General features: G+C 69.8%; 13 protein-coding genes. 2 read left to right on the forward strand and 11 right to left on the reverse strand.

Going from position 1 to position 16,000, the window contains the following annotated elements:
* On the forward strand, positions 1-236 hold a 236-nt coding region (locus tag ACFFGY_RS21650), incomplete at its 5' end, for an aldehyde dehydrogenase family protein (protein WP_377046625.1).
* Positions 237-243: 7 nt separating this feature from the next.
* On the opposite strand, the gene ACFFGY_RS21655 is transcribed toward ACFFGY_RS21650, so the two are convergent.
* The 10 genes from ACFFGY_RS21655 to ACFFGY_RS21700 form a co-directional block, all read right to left on the reverse strand.
* On the reverse strand, positions 244-1,101 hold the full coding sequence (locus ACFFGY_RS21655) for a sugar phosphate isomerase/epimerase family protein (protein ID WP_377046626.1): 858 nt from the start codon (positions 1,099-1,101) through the stop codon (positions 244-246).
* A gap of 422 nt (positions 1,102-1,523) precedes the next feature.
* A complete protein-coding gene (locus ACFFGY_RS21660) occupies positions 1,524-2,840 on the reverse strand; it encodes a histidine-type phosphatase (RefSeq protein WP_377046627.1) in 1,317 nt (438 codons plus the stop codon).
* A gap of 105 nt (positions 2,841-2,945) precedes the next feature.
* Positions 2,946-3,752, reverse strand: coding sequence for an inositol monophosphatase family protein (locus ACFFGY_RS21665; RefSeq protein ID WP_377046628.1), 807 nt, complete (start codon positions 3,750-3,752; stop codon positions 2,946-2,948).
* Positions 3,749-4,873 carry an ABC transporter ATP-binding protein gene (locus ACFFGY_RS21670; protein ID WP_377046629.1) on the reverse strand — a complete coding sequence of 375 codons (1,125 nt, stop codon included), beginning with the start codon at positions 4,871-4,873 and terminating at the stop codon, positions 3,749-3,751. Before ACFFGY_RS21670 ends, ACFFGY_RS21665 begins: the two co-directional genes overlap by 4 nt.
* A 2-nt stretch (positions 4,874-4,875) precedes the next feature.
* Positions 4,876-7,065 (reverse strand): ABC transporter permease, encoded by a 2,190-nt coding sequence (locus ACFFGY_RS21675; protein ID WP_377046630.1) that lies wholly within the window; start codon positions 7,063-7,065, stop codon positions 4,876-4,878.
* Between the two features lie 77 nt (positions 7,066-7,142).
* Complete coding sequence (locus ACFFGY_RS21680; protein WP_377046631.1) at positions 7,143-8,186, reverse strand: ABC transporter substrate-binding protein; 1,044 nt, start codon at positions 8,184-8,186, stop codon at positions 7,143-7,145.
* Positions 8,187-8,245: 59 nt separating this feature from the next.
* A complete protein-coding gene (iolB, locus tag ACFFGY_RS21685; RefSeq protein ID WP_377046632.1) occupies positions 8,246-9,055 on the reverse strand; it encodes a 5-deoxy-glucuronate isomerase in 810 nt (269 codons plus the stop codon).
* On the reverse strand, positions 9,052-9,957 hold the full coding sequence (gene iolE, locus ACFFGY_RS21690; RefSeq protein ID WP_377046633.1) for a myo-inosose-2 dehydratase: 906 nt from the start codon (positions 9,955-9,957) through the stop codon (positions 9,052-9,054). Before iolE ends, iolB begins: the two co-directional genes overlap by 4 nt.
* An 8-nt stretch (positions 9,958-9,965) precedes the next feature.
* Entirely contained in the window at positions 9,966-11,834 is a 1,869-nt protein-coding gene (gene iolD / locus ACFFGY_RS21695; protein WP_377046634.1) for a 3D-(3,5/4)-trihydroxycyclohexane-1,2-dione acylhydrolase (decyclizing), read from the reverse strand.
* A complete protein-coding gene (locus ACFFGY_RS21700; protein ID WP_377046635.1) occupies positions 11,831-13,756 on the reverse strand; it encodes a bifunctional 5-dehydro-2-deoxygluconokinase/5-dehydro-2-deoxyphosphogluconate aldolase in 1,926 nt (641 codons plus the stop codon). Before ACFFGY_RS21700 ends, iolD begins: the two co-directional genes overlap by 4 nt.
* 160 nt (positions 13,757-13,916) lie before the next feature.
* On the opposite strand from ACFFGY_RS21700, the gene iolG reads away from it, so the two are divergent.
* Complete coding sequence (iolG, locus tag ACFFGY_RS21705; protein WP_377046636.1) at positions 13,917-14,894, forward strand: inositol 2-dehydrogenase; 978 nt, start codon at positions 13,917-13,919, stop codon at positions 14,892-14,894.
* Positions 14,895-14,898: 4 nt separating this feature from the next.
* On the opposite strand, the gene ACFFGY_RS21710 is transcribed toward iolG, so the two are convergent.
* Positions 14,899-15,723, reverse strand: a complete 825-nt coding sequence (locus tag ACFFGY_RS21710) for a MurR/RpiR family transcriptional regulator (RefSeq protein WP_377046637.1) — start codon at positions 15,721-15,723, stop codon at positions 14,899-14,901.
* Positions 15,724-16,000 lie beyond the last annotated feature (277 nt).

Here is a 16,000-nt window from a genome sequence, read left to right on the forward strand (position 1 = left end):
ACGCGGCAACCGTGTCCGCCGCCGTCGAGGCCGCCACGGCGGCCTTCCCCGGCTGGGCCGCCACGCCGCCGGTGCGCCGTGCCCGCGTCATGTTCCGCTTCCGCGAGATCCTGGAGCGCGAGGCCAGGGCGCTCGCCGCCATCATCACCGCCGAGCATCGTACCCGCTCCCGAACCTCTGGTCCTGCCGCCGCAGAGGCAGACAACACGATGCCTTCGGTGCACGCGGTGTCCTGATCGCCGATCAGGCTGCGCTGGCGCGCTGCTGCAGCGAAGCCTCGCAACCGCGCAGCCATCGCAGGCTGTCGCGGATCATCGTGTGCGCGCGGTAGCTGTCGCGCGACAGCTCGACGCAGACCAGCCGGTCGTAGCCCGTATCGCTTAGCGCGCCCAGGATCGCCGGCATGTCCATGTCCCCCTCGCCGAAGGGCAGGTGGGCGTGGACGCCGCGCTTCATGTCCTCGACATGCACGGTGCCGAGCTCGGCGGCGTGGTGCCGTGCCGCCTGAGCCGGGTCACAGTCCTGCGTCACCAGGCAATGGCCGGTGTCGAGCGACAGACGCAGCCCCGGCACCTCGCGCGCCAGGCTTTCCCAGCCGGCCACGGTGTTCACCATCATCTCGGGCTCCGGCTCCAGCGAGGCCACCGTGCCGAGTTCGTGCGCGCGGTGGACCACCTGGGCCACGCCCTCCACCAGCCGGGCACGGGCCTCGGCTGGATCGGTGCCGGGGCGCAGCGTGCCGGACCAGAACGTCATGGCCTCGGCCCCTGTCTCGGCGGCGACCTCCAACGCCCGCATCAGCAAATTCAGCCGCCGCGCGCGCGCAGCCGGATCGTTGCAGATTAGCGTTGGCTCATGCTTGGCGCGCGGGTCAAGCAGGTAGTTCGCGCCGCTTTCCACCACGCAGCCCAGGCCCAGTTCCCGCAGCCGGCGCGCGACCCGGCGCCGCTCACCGGCGAAATCCGCCGCGAACGGGTCGAGGTGATGGATGTCGAGGGTCAGTCCGACGCCGTCGTAGCCCGCCTCGGCCAGGAGGGCGAAGGCATCCTCCAGGCGGTGATGGACCATGCCGTTGGTGTTGTACGCGTATCGAAGCGCCATCGTTTCTCTCCCGCTGAGCTCACCGGCATGGGCATGCGCGCCGCAGCGCCAATAAAGGGAAGTGGCGCCGCGAACCGCTTTGCCACCCGAGGCAGAGGGGATCGCACGGCAACGTGAGGCTGCGCCGGTGCGCGCTGCGCAGCAGTCTGCGCTGCCCAAGCCTGTAGCGGCCGCCGTAGGAGCTACGCGCGAGGGAACGGCTGGCTATCCATTCTGACGTCCGTCAAACACCGGGTCGCGATGACCTGCGCTGGGGCAGGCTCTTGGCAGAGGGGCAGGGCCACCTCCTAGGCGACATGCTGCCAAGAGAAAAATCCGGTTCGTGAAGGAGGTGTTCCACTCCGCACCGGCGCGCCTCGGGAAAGCCGCGTAGGTTTCCCGACGGCGGGCAGAAGGCACCGCGCCGCCGGTTTCAACAGCAGCTAGTGCTGCCGCCAGGCAGGCACCGACACTGCCGTCATGTCGATCACGGCGCGCATGCCCTGGCTGAAGGCCGCGACCGGGCAGGCGTCACCTTCGGCCACCGCCTTGCAGAAGGCCGGCATGACGACGCTGCGCGACGGCGCATTGTCCGCGCCGAGGGTGGACACAGCGCGGATCTGGTCCGGGCTCTGCGCGAGGAACACGGTCCGCACGAAGCGCCGGCCATCGGGCGTGCGCAGCAACTCGAAGCTCAGTGCGCCGCCGGGGGGCGTCTCATCCGCCAAGTAGCCCTCGCTCTGCCAGTGGGCGTCGAGCAGCGTTCCGAGCTCGGCAATCTGGGTGTCGCTGCCCACGAAGAGCACCAGCTTCGCCGGTGGCGGTCCCATGTCGCTGTCAGCACCCCTGATGCCGGCTCCCTGCTCGACCGCGAGGTTGATCTGGCGCGCGATGTTGGAGGCGCCGTGGCGGGCGATGTAGGGCACCCCTTCCATGTAGCGGTACTTCAGCAGCCGGATGGCAGCCAGGCGCATCACCTCGTCGCGCGTCGCGGCCTGTCCCCAACCCACCTGCGCGGCCGGCATGCCTTCGAGGTATTCCAGCAGGATCACCTGCGCGACGGTGGAGCCGGTGTTCAGCGGCCCGCGAAGGTCGACGTTGCCCTCGTTGCTCGACACCGTGAAGCCCCAGGGCAGATCCCCGAAGGAGCAGGTCGCGCCCTTGTCAGGGCACATGACGGCGGCGCAGCAGCCCAGCATGGCCTGCATTGGCGGCAGGAGGGCGGCGAGCTCGGCGCGCGGGCGGTCGAAGCTGCCACCCATCTTTTCCAGGATCGCGGCCTGGGCAGCGGCGGGGTTCATCCGACCCACCTCGGTCTGCCGCGCGGTGAAGAGCGGATCGTGGCCCTTGCCGGGTGCTACGCCGACTTCCAGCCCGCAGCCGGGGAACATCGCGGCCAGCATCGCCTTGCCGGTGTCGATGGTGCGGGCGTAGCCGCGGTTAGCCCAGGCGAAGACCTCGGCCTTGGCAGGGCAGCCCTCGGCCGGCAAGAGCCCGGCGGCGGCGTACTGGGCGCGTTCCCAGCGGCCGAGCTGGCTGATGGCCTCGACCCCGTGCGGTGTCAGCTGCCCGTCAGCCACAGGCCAGGACGGCCAGGGCTGGTCGGTATAGTGCGCGAGCTCCGCGGACTCGGTGGGCGGGCGCACGCCGTGGCGCATCAGCGTCACAACCTTCTCCAGCACCATCTCCTGGCCGCTTCCCTGGGCCCCGGCACTCCCGATGCCGCCGAGAAGCCCGCCGACCAGAACGCCGGCCAGCAACCATCGCTTTCCCAACATCTTCCCTGTCCCTCCTCCGGACGTTTGCCGCCGGGCGCCGGCTTCCTTGCCCGTGCTTCCCCTTCGGCTCTCAGCAACCGGCCGCGCTTAGCCGGCGGCCGGCAACGGCAGCAGCGCGGTGCCCAGCAGGCTGGCCAGCCGGCCGCCGACCTCGGGCGTAGCGGCGAGCAGCAGGTTGCCCCGCGTCAGCCCGTCATCGGCCAGGAAGTCGTTGGTCACGCCGCCGGCTTCGTGCACCAGCAGCAGCCCGGCCAGGGCGTCCCAGGCGTTGATGTGCAGCTCCGCATAGGCGTCGTTCAGCCCGGCAGCCACGTCGGCCAGCCCCAGCGCACCGGAGCCGTGGCGACGGAATTCGAAGCGCTCGGCCGTCAGACGCAGCAGCAGGCCGCAGTAGTCTTCCATGCTGCGGCGCTCAGACCACCCGACTTCCACCAGCGGCGCGGCGCCGTGTGCCAGGTGGCTGACGCGCATCCGTTCCCCGTTCAGGAAAGCGCCCCGGCCACGCCGCGCCCAGAACAGGCGATCCTCGCGTGGCTGGAAGATGACGCCCAGCTCCACCTGCCCGGCGCGGAGATAGGCCAGCGAGATGCACCAGCGCGGGTTGCCGTGGATGAAGTTGGCAGTGCCGTCGATCGGGTCCACCACCCAGACGCTGTCGCTCGCCTCGCCGCCGTCCTCCTCACCAATCATGCCGTCCCCGAAGGCGGCGGTGGTACGGGCGCGGATCATGTCCTCCACCGCGTGATCGGCGGCGGTGCAGAAGTCGATCGGGCTCTTGCTTTCCACCGGGCCCAGCGACTGCCGCATGCCCAGTGCCAGTGCTCCGGCCTCACGCGCGAGCGTGATGGCCAGCGCCAAGCGCGCCTCGATCCCGTCGTCGGGTTCCGCGCTCATGCCGCCACCACCACGGCGCCGGCAGGGTCAATGCTGACCGATACGGGCGTACCCTGGGGGATGGGCACCGCCTGCGGCGGTCCCTTCACCAGGAGCTCCGTGCCCAACCCGTCCAGCACCACCTCGTACTCAGTGTGGTCGCCCAGGTAGGCCAGCTTGCGTAGATGGCCCGCGAGCTCACCCGCACCAGCCGCCCCGGGACGGAGCGAGAGGCACTGGGGACGCACCGCGAGTTCCGCTGCGCCATCGGAAAGACCGCGGTGCGGCAGGCGCAGCACGGTGTCGCCGGCGGTGACCTCCGCCATGGAGTCGTCCACTCGGCGCAGCGATACAGGCAGGAGATTGGCGTTGCCGATGAAGTCGGCGATGAAGCGGCTGTTGGGCTGCTCGTAGAGCTCGCGCGGGCCACCATCCTGCACGATCGTGCCGCCGCGCATGACGATGATGCGGTCCGACACCGCCAGCGCTTCTTCCTGGTCGTGCGTCACGTAGACCACGGTCAGGTTCAGGCGCTGCTGCAATTCGCGGATGTCAGCGCGCACGCGGCGGCGCAGCTTGGCGTCGAGGTTGCTCAGCGGCTCGTCGAACAGCAGCACCTTGGGTTGCAGCACGATGGCGCGCGCCACGGCGACGCGCTGCTGCTGCCCGCCGGAGAGTTCCGACGGCAGCCGCCGCTCGAAGCCCGCCAGGCCGACGGTGGCGAGCTTGTCGGCTGCCTGCGCCTCGGCCTCCGCCCGCTTCATGCCGGAGGCGCGCAAGCCGTAGCAGACGTTCTCCATCACCGTCATGTGCGGGAACAGGGCGTAGCTCTGGAACACCATCGACACGTCGCGCTCGGCGGCGGACAAGTGCGTGACGTCATGCCCGTCGATCAGGATCTGGCCTTCCGTCGGATGCTCCAGCCCCGCCATCAGCCGCAGCGTCGAAGTCTTGCCGCAGCCCGAAGGACCCAGCAGCGTGACGAGGCTGCCCGGCGCGATGGCGAAGTTCACGGCGGCCACCGCGGTGACGGGACCGTAGCGCTTGGCCACGGAGCGGAACTCCAGCGCCGGACGTTCGGTGACGAGGCCCGTGAGGGGCATCGCGGCGGGGCGCGACTGTTCGCGAAGGATCTGGTTCACCGTCATGCTCCCGCTGCCTTGGCTTCCGCCACCCGTGTGTCCGCGCCCCTGGAACGCGCGAGGGCGGGGGTCTCCGTGATCCTGCGCCGTCCGATCCGTCGCTCGCCCACCAGGGCCTGGATGGCCAGCAGGGCCGCGACCATGATCACGATCAGCACCGCCGAGTAGACGATGGCGATGCCGTATTCCCCGAACTCCGCACGGCCCACGATGTAGACCGTGGCGAGGTTGTACTCGCCGCTGACCAGGAAGATCACCGCGCTGACCGAGGTGATGGCACGCACGAAGCTGTAGACCATCGAGGTCGCGATCGCCGGCCGCAGGATCGGCAGGATCACCCGCCGCAGCGTGGCGGCGGAATGAGCGCCCAGCGTCAGCGAGGCCTCATCCAGCGAGCGGTCCACCTGGCTGAGATTGGCGATGCTGGCGCGGATGCCCACCGGCATGTTCCGGAACACGAAGGCCACCACCATGATCAGCGCCGTACCCGTCAGCTCCACGGGTGGGACATTGAAGGCCAGGATGTAGCTGATGCCGATCACCGTACCGGGGATGGCGAAGCTCATCATGGTCAGGAACTCGAACACCGCGCGGCCGGCGAAGTGCTGGCGGTTCAGCAGGTAGCCGGTCAGGATGCCCAGTGCCGCGGTGAGCGGCATCGCCAGCAGGGCCACGGTCAGCGTGGTGGTGAGCGAGTTCCAGGCCGAACCCGACAGGAACCAGCCGCCGGCGCCGTGCTCGATCGCGAAGGCCGTTAGGAAGTGCTGCAGCGTCGGCGTGTTGTCGTTGCCGATCGCCTTCACGAAGCCACCCACCAGGATGATGCCGTAGACCGCCGCCGTCAGCACGAGCCAGGGCAGCACCACCGCGAGGCAGCCGGCCCGCAGGCCCCGCGACAGCGGCACCGGCACGCCGGCATCCCCTTTGCCCGACACCGTGACGTAGGAGCGGCGGCCGATCCAGAAGCGCTGCAGCAGAAAGGCCGAGAGCGTGAAGAACAGCAGCACGATGGCCAGCACCGCGGCCTGCCCCTGATCGTGCGCGGCACCCACCACGGCGAAGTAGATGCTGACCGACAGCACGTGGAAGTTGCCGCCGATCATGATCGGGTTGCCGAAGTCGGCCAAGCTCTCGATGAAGGCGATCAGGAAGGCGTTGGCCAGCCCCGGACGGATCAGCGGCCAGGTGACGTGGCGGAAGGTGCGCCAGCGGCCCGAGCGCAGCGTCTGCGAGGCTTCCTCCATGCTGGGGCTGACCCCCTGGAGAACCCCCTGCAGCACCAGGAAGGAGATCGGCGTGAAGGCCAGTAGCTGCGCGATGGTCAGCCCCGTCATGCCGTAGATCCAGCGCGTGCGCGGCAGGTCGAACCAGTCCTGCAGGAGGTTCGACACCATGCCGGCGCGGCCGAAGAGCAGGATCAGCGCGAGGCCGATGACGAAGGGGGGCGTGATCACCGGCAGCACCGACATCACGCGCAGGAGACGTGGAAAGGGGAAGCGCATGCGCGTGGCCACCAGCGCGAAGGCCAGGCCCAGCAGCGTGCTCAGCACGCCCACCACCACGGCCTGCGCCAGCGAGTTCCAGGCGACGCCGCAGGAGCGGCCGGAGAACAGGCAGTCCAGGCCCCAGATCGACCCGGAGGTGATCTTTTCGGCAAAGAGCGCGAGGTCGACCTGCCCATCATTGTCGCGGAAGGCCGAGACCAGAACGCAGGCGACGGGATAGCCGACGAACACCAGGATGGCGCCGCAAACCAGGCCGATGGCGCCGATCAGGAAGACCTCGCCCCGGCACCAGCCCTGCCAGGCCAGCCCGTAGGCCAGGAGCATGGTGGCGGCCGTGGCGTAGAGCAGCGCCCCCCAGCCCAGGGCCGGCTGCGCGGCGCTGCCATCCCAGAGGGTGGCGAGCCCTTCGAGACGCAGCCCGTAGGTGCGGAGCCCGAAGGCCTCGAGGGTCAACCAGAACAGCGCCAGCAACCCGGCGGCCACTGTGGCACGCGGCGCCCGCGCCGCGATGGCCCAGCCCGCCAGTAGCAGCGGCAGCACGAGGGGAAGCAGCCAGGTTCGGCCGTTCAGCAGCCCCTGGAACAGGGCAGGCAGCGCCTCCGCCCCGAGGCGGCTCCATTGTGCGCCCAGGATGCCGCCCTCCAGCCCGTACCAGGGCAGCACGGCCAGCGAGACCGCCCCGGCCATGAGCCAGAGCCAGGCTCCCTGATCCGTCCTCTGGCCCGCGCGCGTTGCCTTCCCCTTGCGCATCGCCATGGGTCCTTTCAGCGCGCGTTCTTGACCTCACGTGTCCAGCGCGTGAGCAGCCGGGCACGCTCGGCCGAGGAGCCGTACTTCTCGAAGTCGTAGTTGATCAGCTTGATGTTGCTCAGGTCCGGCGCCTCGGGCGGGATCGGGGTGGCCTTGTTGGACGGCAGCTGGAAGGAGCCGTTGCTGGCCGCGATCGCCTGCGCCGCCGGGGTGAGCGCCCACTCGTAGAATCGCTTCGCTTCCTCCATGTGGCGCGCGCCTTCGATGATGCTCATGGAGCCGATCTCGTAGCCGGTCCCCTCACAGGGGGAGACCACCTTCACCGCCGGGTTCTGCTTGGCCGCGTCGATCACGTCGTGCTGGAAGGCGATGCCCACCATCGTCTCGCCACGTGCCGTCGCCTGGGCCGGGGCGGCGCCGGCGCTGGTATACTGGTCGACGTTGGCGTTGAGGCGCTTGAGGTAGTCGAAGGCCTTGTCCTCGCCCATTAGCTGCACGAGCGTGGCCAGCATGGTCCAGCTGGTGCCCGAGGCGTTGGGGTCGGCGACCTGGATCTCGCCCTTGAACTCCGGCTTCAGCAGGTCGGTCCAACAGGCGGGCGCGGCGAGCTTTTCACGCCGCAGCATCGTCTCGTTATAGCCGTAGCCCAGCGCGCCCATGTACAGGCCTACGGTGCGATTCTCCGAACGCTGCGCCTGGTTGCGGGCCCATTCCTGCAGCTGACCGAGGCTGGGTGACTGGTAGGAGGCCGTGAGCTTCTCCGAGGCTGCCTGGAGGTGCGGGTCGCCCGTGCCGCCGAACCAGACATCGCCCCGCGGATTGTTCCGCTCGGCGCGCAGCCGGGCATAGATCTCGCCGGCGCTCTGGCGCGTCATGTCCACGCGGATGCCGGTCTGTGCCTGGAAGGCATTGGCGGCGGCGCGGCACCACTGCTCGTTCACACCGCAATACATCACCAGCGTGTTGCCCTGTGCCCGGGCTTCGTCGCCACCCGCCAGCAGCCCGGCAGCAGAGGTAGCGACCAGGGCCAGAACCCCCAGCAGGTTGCGCTTCTTCATGGTGTTTCCTTCCCCTCGTGTCGCGGCCTTTGCGGCACTGCATTCTTGGTTGTCGCTGTTCAGCCCGGCGGTTTGAGCATCCACTCGTGGGCCGGATCGTTGTGGAAGCGCCAGGCGCGTCGCGGCCCCGCCATGACGTTGAGGTAGTAGAGCGCGTAGCCATGCGGCGCGCCGACCGGGTGGTAACCGCGCGGCACCAGCACGCAGTCGCCGTCCGTCACCGCCATCGTCTCATCGAGGTCGCGGTCGTCGGTGTAGACGCGCTGGAGGGCGAAGCCCTGTGGCGGGTTGAGCCGGTGGTAATAGGTTTCCTCCAGCAGCGTTTCCGCAGGGAAGTCGTCTCGGTCGTGCTTGTGCGGCGGGTAGGAGGACCAGTTGCCGGCCGGCGTGATGACTTCCACCACCAGGAGGCTCTCGGCCGGCTCGCCTTCAGGCAGGATGTTGTGCACGAGGCGGCGGTTGCTGCCGGTGCCACGCTCCTCGGTTGCGAGCGTTCTGCCGTCGATCAGGCGCGGCGGCAGGCCAGGCGCACCGGGCGCGGAGCAGACCGCGAGTTCGGCCGCGTCCCCGGCCTCCACTTGCCACTTCGTACCGGCAGGGACGAAGACGGCACTGGGCTTGCCTTCGAAGGGCGTGGTACGCCTACCGACGCCACCGAAGCGCTGCCCACCCGCCACCACGGTCACGGTGCCGGTCACGGGCACGAGGCAGACCTCGCGCCCGGCTTCGCCACCCGCGATGATCTGCCCGGCCGCGAGGCGGTGCAGGTCGAAGCCGACGTAGCGCCAGCCGGCATTCTCCGGCGTGACGTGCAACACGCGCCCCTGCGCATCCGGTGCCGTGGGGCGGCGGAGCAGGGCGGCGGTCATGCGGCGAGCAGCCCGGCTTCACGCGCGAAGCCCGCGAGGTTGCGGCAGCCCATGGTGGCGTAGCGTAGCGGGTTGGCCACCTCGGGGTCCTGTTCCGCCTCGATCACCAGCCAGCCGCGGTAGTCCGGCAGTTCCCGCAGCACGGCCGCGAAGTCCACCATGCCATCACCGGGCACGGTGAAGACACCGGCGATGACGCTGTCGAGGAAGCTCATATCCTTGCGCCGGGAGCGTGCCATCACTGCCTCGCGAATGTCCTTGGTGTGCACGTGGCCGACGCGGCTGCGATAGGTGCGGGCGAGCGCCACGGGATCGACGCCGCCGAAGGTGGCGTGGCCGGTGTCGAGCAACAGCTTCACGCTGTCGCCGGTGCTGTCCATTAGCCGGTCGATGTCCTCGGCGCTCTCGACCACCGTGCCCATGTGGTGGTGATACACCAGCGCGAGGCCGGCATCCGCCACGGCCTTGCCGACCTCGGTCATGCGGTGTCCGAACTGCGCCCAGTCACCGGCCGCGAGCCGCGGTCGGCGCGACAGCGGCACGGACTGGTCGCCGTGGATGGCGTTGGAGGTTTCCGCGAAGATCAGCACCTCCGCCCCGGCACCGCGCAGCAGGTCGAGATGCGGCTGCATCGCCGCGACCTCGGCGCGCGCGTCGCGCAGCAGCAGTTCCGAAGAGTACCAGCCCGACACGAAGCGGAGGTCGTGTGCCCGCAGCACGGCGTTCAGCTCCGGCGCCGTGCGGGGGAACTTATGGCCGAGCTCGATGCCCTCGAAGCCCGCCTCGCGCGCCTCGCGCAGGCAGGTTTCCAGCGGCGTGTCGCCACCCAGCGTGCGTAGGTCGTCGTTGGACCAGGCGATGGGGTTGGTGCCGAGGCGGATGCGGCGATCGATCTGATCCATGATCTTTCCTAAACTCCCGGGTCCTGCGCCCGGCGCGCCACGTCGTAGCGTCGACGCGCGGCCCGGACTTCTTCCCGCTCCGATACCTCGGGTACGCTCACCTCCCACCAGGCGCCGCCGGCTTCCGTGCTGGGGCCTGGATCGGTGCGGATTACGATCACCGTGGTGCGCGTCGCCACACGGGCGCGGCCAAGCGCTTCCCCGAGCGCCGCGAGGCTGTCGACATGCTCGGCGACCGCACCAAGGCTCTCGGCATGGGCGCGGAAGTCGATGAGCGGCAGAACCTCGTGCCGGCTGTCGCGCAGCAGGTTGTTGAAGGGCGCACCCCCGGTCGCGGCCTGGAGGCGGTTGATGCAGCCGTAGCCGCCATTGTCGAGCAGCACGACCGTCAGCTTCAGCCCCAGCATCACCGAGGTCGCAATCTCGGAGTTCAGCATCAGGTAGCTGCCGTCGCCCACCATCACGACCACGTCCGCCTCGGGCCGGGCGAGCTTCACGCCGAGCCCGCCGGCGATCTCGTAGCCCATGCAGGAGAAGCCGTATTCCATGTGGTAGCCGCCCGGCTTCGAAGCCTGCCACAGCTTGTGCAACTCGCCCGGCAGACCGCCGGAGGCGCCCACCACCACGGTACGGTCGTCGGCATGACGCTGCACGATGCCGATAACCTGCGCGTCGGAAGGCGGCATAGTCCCATCCATTGCGCTGCCCGGCGCAACGGCTGCTTCGGCAGCAGCGAACCAGTCCTGCCGTTCCCGCTCTGCCCGGCGGACCCAATCGGCGGGGGCATGGTGGTCGGCCAGTGCCCCGCCGAGCGCCTCGAGACCCTCGCGCGCGTCCGCCACCAGGGGCTGTGCCCGATGCTTCGCGGCGTCGAAGGCCTGCACGTTCAGCCCGATGATCCGGTGCGCGGGATCCCGGAACAGCGCCCAGGATCCGGTGGTGAAATCCTGCAGCCGGGTGCCCACCGCGAGCACGAGGTCGGCCTCCGCCGCCAGCCGGTTCGCCGCCGTCGTGCCGGTAACGCCCACGGCGCCGAGGTTGAGCGGATGGCTGGCCGGCAGGGCGGACTTGCCGGCCTGGGTTTCCGCCACCGGGATGCCGTGCGCCTCGGCGAAGCGGGCCAGAGCCGCGCAGGCGCCGCTGTAGTGAGTGCCGCCGCCCGCCACGATCACCGGCCTGCGCGCCGCTTGGATGAGGCGGACGGCCTCGGCCAGTTCACGCGCATCGGGGCGGGGACGCCGCGGCTGCCAGCGGCGCGTCTCGAAAAACCCCGTCGGGTAGTCGTAGGCCTCGGCCTGCACGTCCTGGCACAGCGCCAGCGTCACCGGCCCGCAACTGGCCGGATCGGTCAGCACCGCCATGGCGCGCGGCAGGGCGCTCAGCAGCTGTTCCGGCCGGGTGATGCGGTCGAAGTAGCGTGACACCGGTCGGAAGCAGTCATTGGCCGAGACCGTGCCGTCGGCGAAGTCCTCCACCTGCTGCAGCACCGGGTCGGGACCGCGGTGGGCGAAGACGTCGCCCGGCAGCAGCAGCACCGGCAGGCGGTTGACGTGCGCCAGCGCGGCGGCGGTGACCATGTTGGTGGCGCCAGGCCCGATTGAGGTGGTGCAGGCCATCATCCGCCGCCGCCCCGTGGCCTTGGCAAAGGCGATCGCGGAATGCGCCATCGACTGCTCATTATGGGCCCGGAAGGTGGGCAGTGCGTCACGCACGCCGTGCAGCGCTTCGCCCAGCCCGGCGACGTTGCCGTGACCGAAGATCGCCCAGACCCCGGCGAAGATCGGCAGGTCGCCGTCCTCCGCCGCCGTGCGCTGCGCCGCCAGGAAGCGGACCAGCGCCTGCGCCATTGTCAGGCGGATGGTGGCGGGCGCGCTCATGCCGCCACCTTTGCGTCACGGACACCCTGCCAGGCATCCACCAGCACCCCGAAGCGATCCGCCATCTCCTGCACCGCGCCCTCGTCATCGAGGCGCCCCGCGAGCCATTCCTCGGCGGCCCGCGCGAAGATGGAGCGTCCGACGGCGAAGCCGCGAACCCAGCGGCAGCGTGACGCCGTGCGGAAGGCTTCCGTCAGCACCGGCAGCGGCGCTTCCAGCCCCAGCATCACCACGCCGCGGCAAAGCGGGTCGTTCCCCTCGATGGCACCCGACACCGCGTCCCAGGCCAGGTCGTCCGGCTGGGCTTCCAGCTTCCACCAGTCGGGACGTATGCCGATCTCGTAGAGGCGGCGCATCACGGCGGCGGTGGTGTCACGCTCCAGCGGACCATGACGGCTGGCGATGATCTCCACCAGGCATTCCCGCCCGATCCTGCGGCAGGCCTCGTGATAGGTGAGCAGGGTTTCCTCCTGCTCGGCCCGCAGCGCCGCCGGGTCGTCCGGGTGGTAGAAGCACAGGCATTTGGCGGTGTGGGTGGCAGGCCATTCCAGCATCGTCGCGGCGGGGTCGCGCCCGGCCTCGAAACGAAGGGGGCGTGACCCCGGAAGCTCCATCGGGCGCGACAGCCACAACCCGCTTCCCTCGGCCTCGAACAGCGCCGCGCGGCCATAGGTTCCGTCGAGCAGCATGCCGTAGCCCGGCGCGCCCCCGGCCACCCGCAGGGCCGCCCGCACTGCCAGCTGCTTGAAACCGGCGATGCGCGCCCGGGGAACGCCGATACGGTCGGCCACGACCTCGAGCTGGGCGCGGTGATCCACCGCCAGCGCCATCAGCGTGTCGGGCTGCGGCCGCCGCGTGGTGGCGTGGTGCAGGTGGTTCAGCACGGGGTCGCGGCGCAGGGCATGATACGGGCTGCCATGGGCGACGAAGTGCTGCAGCTCCGCCCAGCTCGCGTATTCGGGGGCACAGAGCAGCCGCGACACGGCAATGGCGCCGCAGGCATTGGCCCAGGTGCAGCAGGTTTCCCAGCCTTCCCCCCGGAGCCAGCCGCGCAGGAAGCCGGCCATGAAGCCGTCGCCCGCGCCCAGCACGTTGTAAACCTCGATCGGGAAGCCGCGGCCGCGCAGCCCGTCCTCCAGCTGCGTGGGGATCGCGCCCTCGAACACGGTGCAGCCCATCGGTCCCTGCTTGAGCACGATGGCGGCCGGGCTGCGGGCCCGTATGGCCATCAGGGCGTCGCGCAGGTCCTCCGCCCCGCCGGCCAGGCGGATCTCCTCCTCCGTCCCGACGATGAGATTGCAGTCGGGCAGGATGTCCTGAACCTTGCGGGTGGCGCGCTCGGAGGCGATGTAGCGATCCTCGCCGGCTGCCAGGTGTGCCAGTCCCCAAAGGTTGGGGCGGTAGTCGATGTCCAGCGCCACGCGGCGGCCGGCACGGCGTGCCGCCGCGATGGCGGCGCGGCTGGCGCCTTCCACACCGGGTGTGGAAAGATGGGTGCCGGTCAGTACCAGTGCTCCGGCCCGCGCGATCGCGGCCGGGTCGATGTCCTCCGCGGTCAGCGCCATGTCGGCGCAGTTCTCGCGATAGAAGACCAGCGGAAAGGAGTGGTCGTCACGCACGCCGACGATGGCCAGCGCGGTCAGGCGCACCGGGTCCGTCGCCACGGTGGAGGTATCCACCCCTTCGCGCCGCAGCTGTTCCAGGATGAAGCGGCCGAAGTGCTCGTTGCCCACCCGCGTCACCAGCCCCGCGCGCAGGCCGAGGCGGGCCGCGCCCACGGCGATGTTGGTGGGCGATCCGCCGACGGCCTTGGCGAAGCTCGCCATGTCCTCGAGCCGGCCACCGATCTGCTGCCCATAAAGATCAACCGAGCTGCGGCCGAGCGTGATCACGTCCAGCACCGGCTCCGGTGTTTGTGCCACGGCTTCTTTCTTTCCTGCACGGTTCCGGCACCGGGTGCCGGACCACTCCCTTGCCAGCAGTCTCGGCACGGCATAATGGATTGTCAATTCCATTCTTGCGTGCTTCCGGAACATACATATCGTTTCCGTACGCCAGACAAGAAGGAGCCGAGGGAACATCATGCTGAACATCGCCGTCATCGGGGCCGGGCGGATCGGCCGCATCCACGCCCGCAACATTGCCGCCCATCCCTGCGCCCGGCTGGCCGGCATCAGCGACCCGGACTCCGGCGCGGCGGGCAGCCTGGCGGCCGCCTGCGGCGCGGCGTCGATCACGCTCGAGGAAGCATTTAAGGCGGAAGCGGTGCTGATCGCCTCACCCACCCCGACGCACGCCGACTACATCGAGCGTGCGGCGCAGGCCGGTTGCGCCGTGTTCTGCGAGAAGCCCGTGGACCTTTCGGCCGCGCGGGTGCGCGACTGCCTCCGCGCGGTTGAACGCGCCGGCGTGCCGCTGATGGTGGGCTTCAACCGCCGCTTCGACCCGAGCTTCGCCGCCCTGCAGCGCCGCCTGGCCGCGGGCGAGATCGGCGCCCTGGAACTGCTGACGATCACCAGCCGCGACCCCGCGCCGCCGCCTGCCAGCTACGTCGCACAGTCCGGCGGACTGTTCCGCGACATGATGATCCACGACTTCGACATGGCGCGCTTCCTCCTGGCCGAGGAACCGGTGGAGCTCTACGCCGTCGGCTCCGCGCTGGTGGATCCGGCGATCGGCGCCGCGGGCGACGTGGACACCGCGGCGGTGACGCTGCGCACCGCGAGCGGCCGCATCTGCCAGATCAGCAATTCCCGCCGTGCCACCTACGGCTATGACCAGCGCATCGAAGTACACGGCGCGGAAGGTCTGCTTCGGGCCGCCAACATGACTTCCACCACGGTGGAGTCCGCCGGGCGCGGTGGCTTCACCACCGATCCGGCGCTGCCCTTCTTCCTGGAGCGCTACGAGGCCGCATACCGGGCGGAACTCGATACCTTCGTCACTGCTGTCGTGGACAAGATCCCGTCCGGCCCTACCGGGGAGGATGGGCTGCGCGCCCTGATCTTGGCCGACGCTGCCACGGAGTCGGTCCGCACGGGACAGCCGGTCAGGCTCTAGGCTCTCACCCCCGCCGCTTCTCGGCTGCCAGCACCGCCAGCGTCAGCACCGCGGCGAAGCTGGCGGCCAGCGACCGGAAGGCGCCGCTGTCCGCTTCCGCCACCTCCAGCCAGCAGGTGGCGAGCGGCACCAGCGGGCTGAAGGCAGAATCCGTGATGGCCACCACCGGAACGCCGCGCCGCTCGATCGTGGCGGCAACCTCCACGGTGGAAGGTGTGTAGGGCGTGAAGCTAATCACCAGCAGCGCGTCCTCGGGCTGCACCAGCTCCGCCTGTTGGGTCAGCATTCCACCGGTGTTGTCCAGCAGCGCGGCTCGCATTCCCAGCTTACCCAGCGCATAGGCCAGGTAACTGGCCACCGGAAAGGCGCGGCGCTGTCCCAGCAGGTACAGGGTTCGCGCTTCAGCCAGCAGGTCTGCCGCCCGCTCCAGATCTTCCGCCGTCACGGTGTCCTGCAGGCGGCTGAGCGAGGTGACGGAAGCTTCCACGAAGCCGTTCAGCAACGTCGTTGCCCCACCCTCGGCCATGGCGGAGTCCCGCAGATTCTTCAAACGTTCGTCGTAATCTGGCCAGCGGTCCCGCAGCCGCGTGCGGAACACGCCCTGGAGTTCCGAGAAGCCGGCATAGCCCATGGCCTGCGCGAAGCGCACCAGCGCTGATGGCTGCACCTCCGCGCCGCGCGCCACCTCCGCCACCGTGCCCAGCGCCACCTCGTCCGGATGGTCGAGGACGTAGCGCGCTACCTGCTGCAGCCGACGCGGCAGCATCGCGTGACGCTGCAGCAGTTCTTCCCGCAGGCCCCTGAAATCCCGCGCTACCTCAGCGTTCATCGCGCCATCCATGATCGTGTCCGCGATGGAGGCCAGTGCTTGACACCAGCGGCCATCCTTCCTCAAAATAGAATAAATTTTCTAAACGGGCCAGGGGCATTGAACGCGCGGAACGTTCGCCTGTGCATGGCCTCTTGGGAAGGATCGGCCACATGTCCAGCACCATCGACGTCGCGCGCATCGGGCACTTCATCGGGGGCCAGGTGCAGACCGGGGCGGGGGAATACGCCCCCGTGTTCAACCCCGCCACGGGCGAGGTGTCGGGCCAGGTCGCGAT

The organism is Roseomonas elaeocarpi (assembly GCF_042433915.1).
Classification (GTDB): domain Bacteria; phylum Pseudomonadota; class Alphaproteobacteria; order Acetobacterales; family Acetobacteraceae; genus Roseomonas; species Roseomonas elaeocarpi.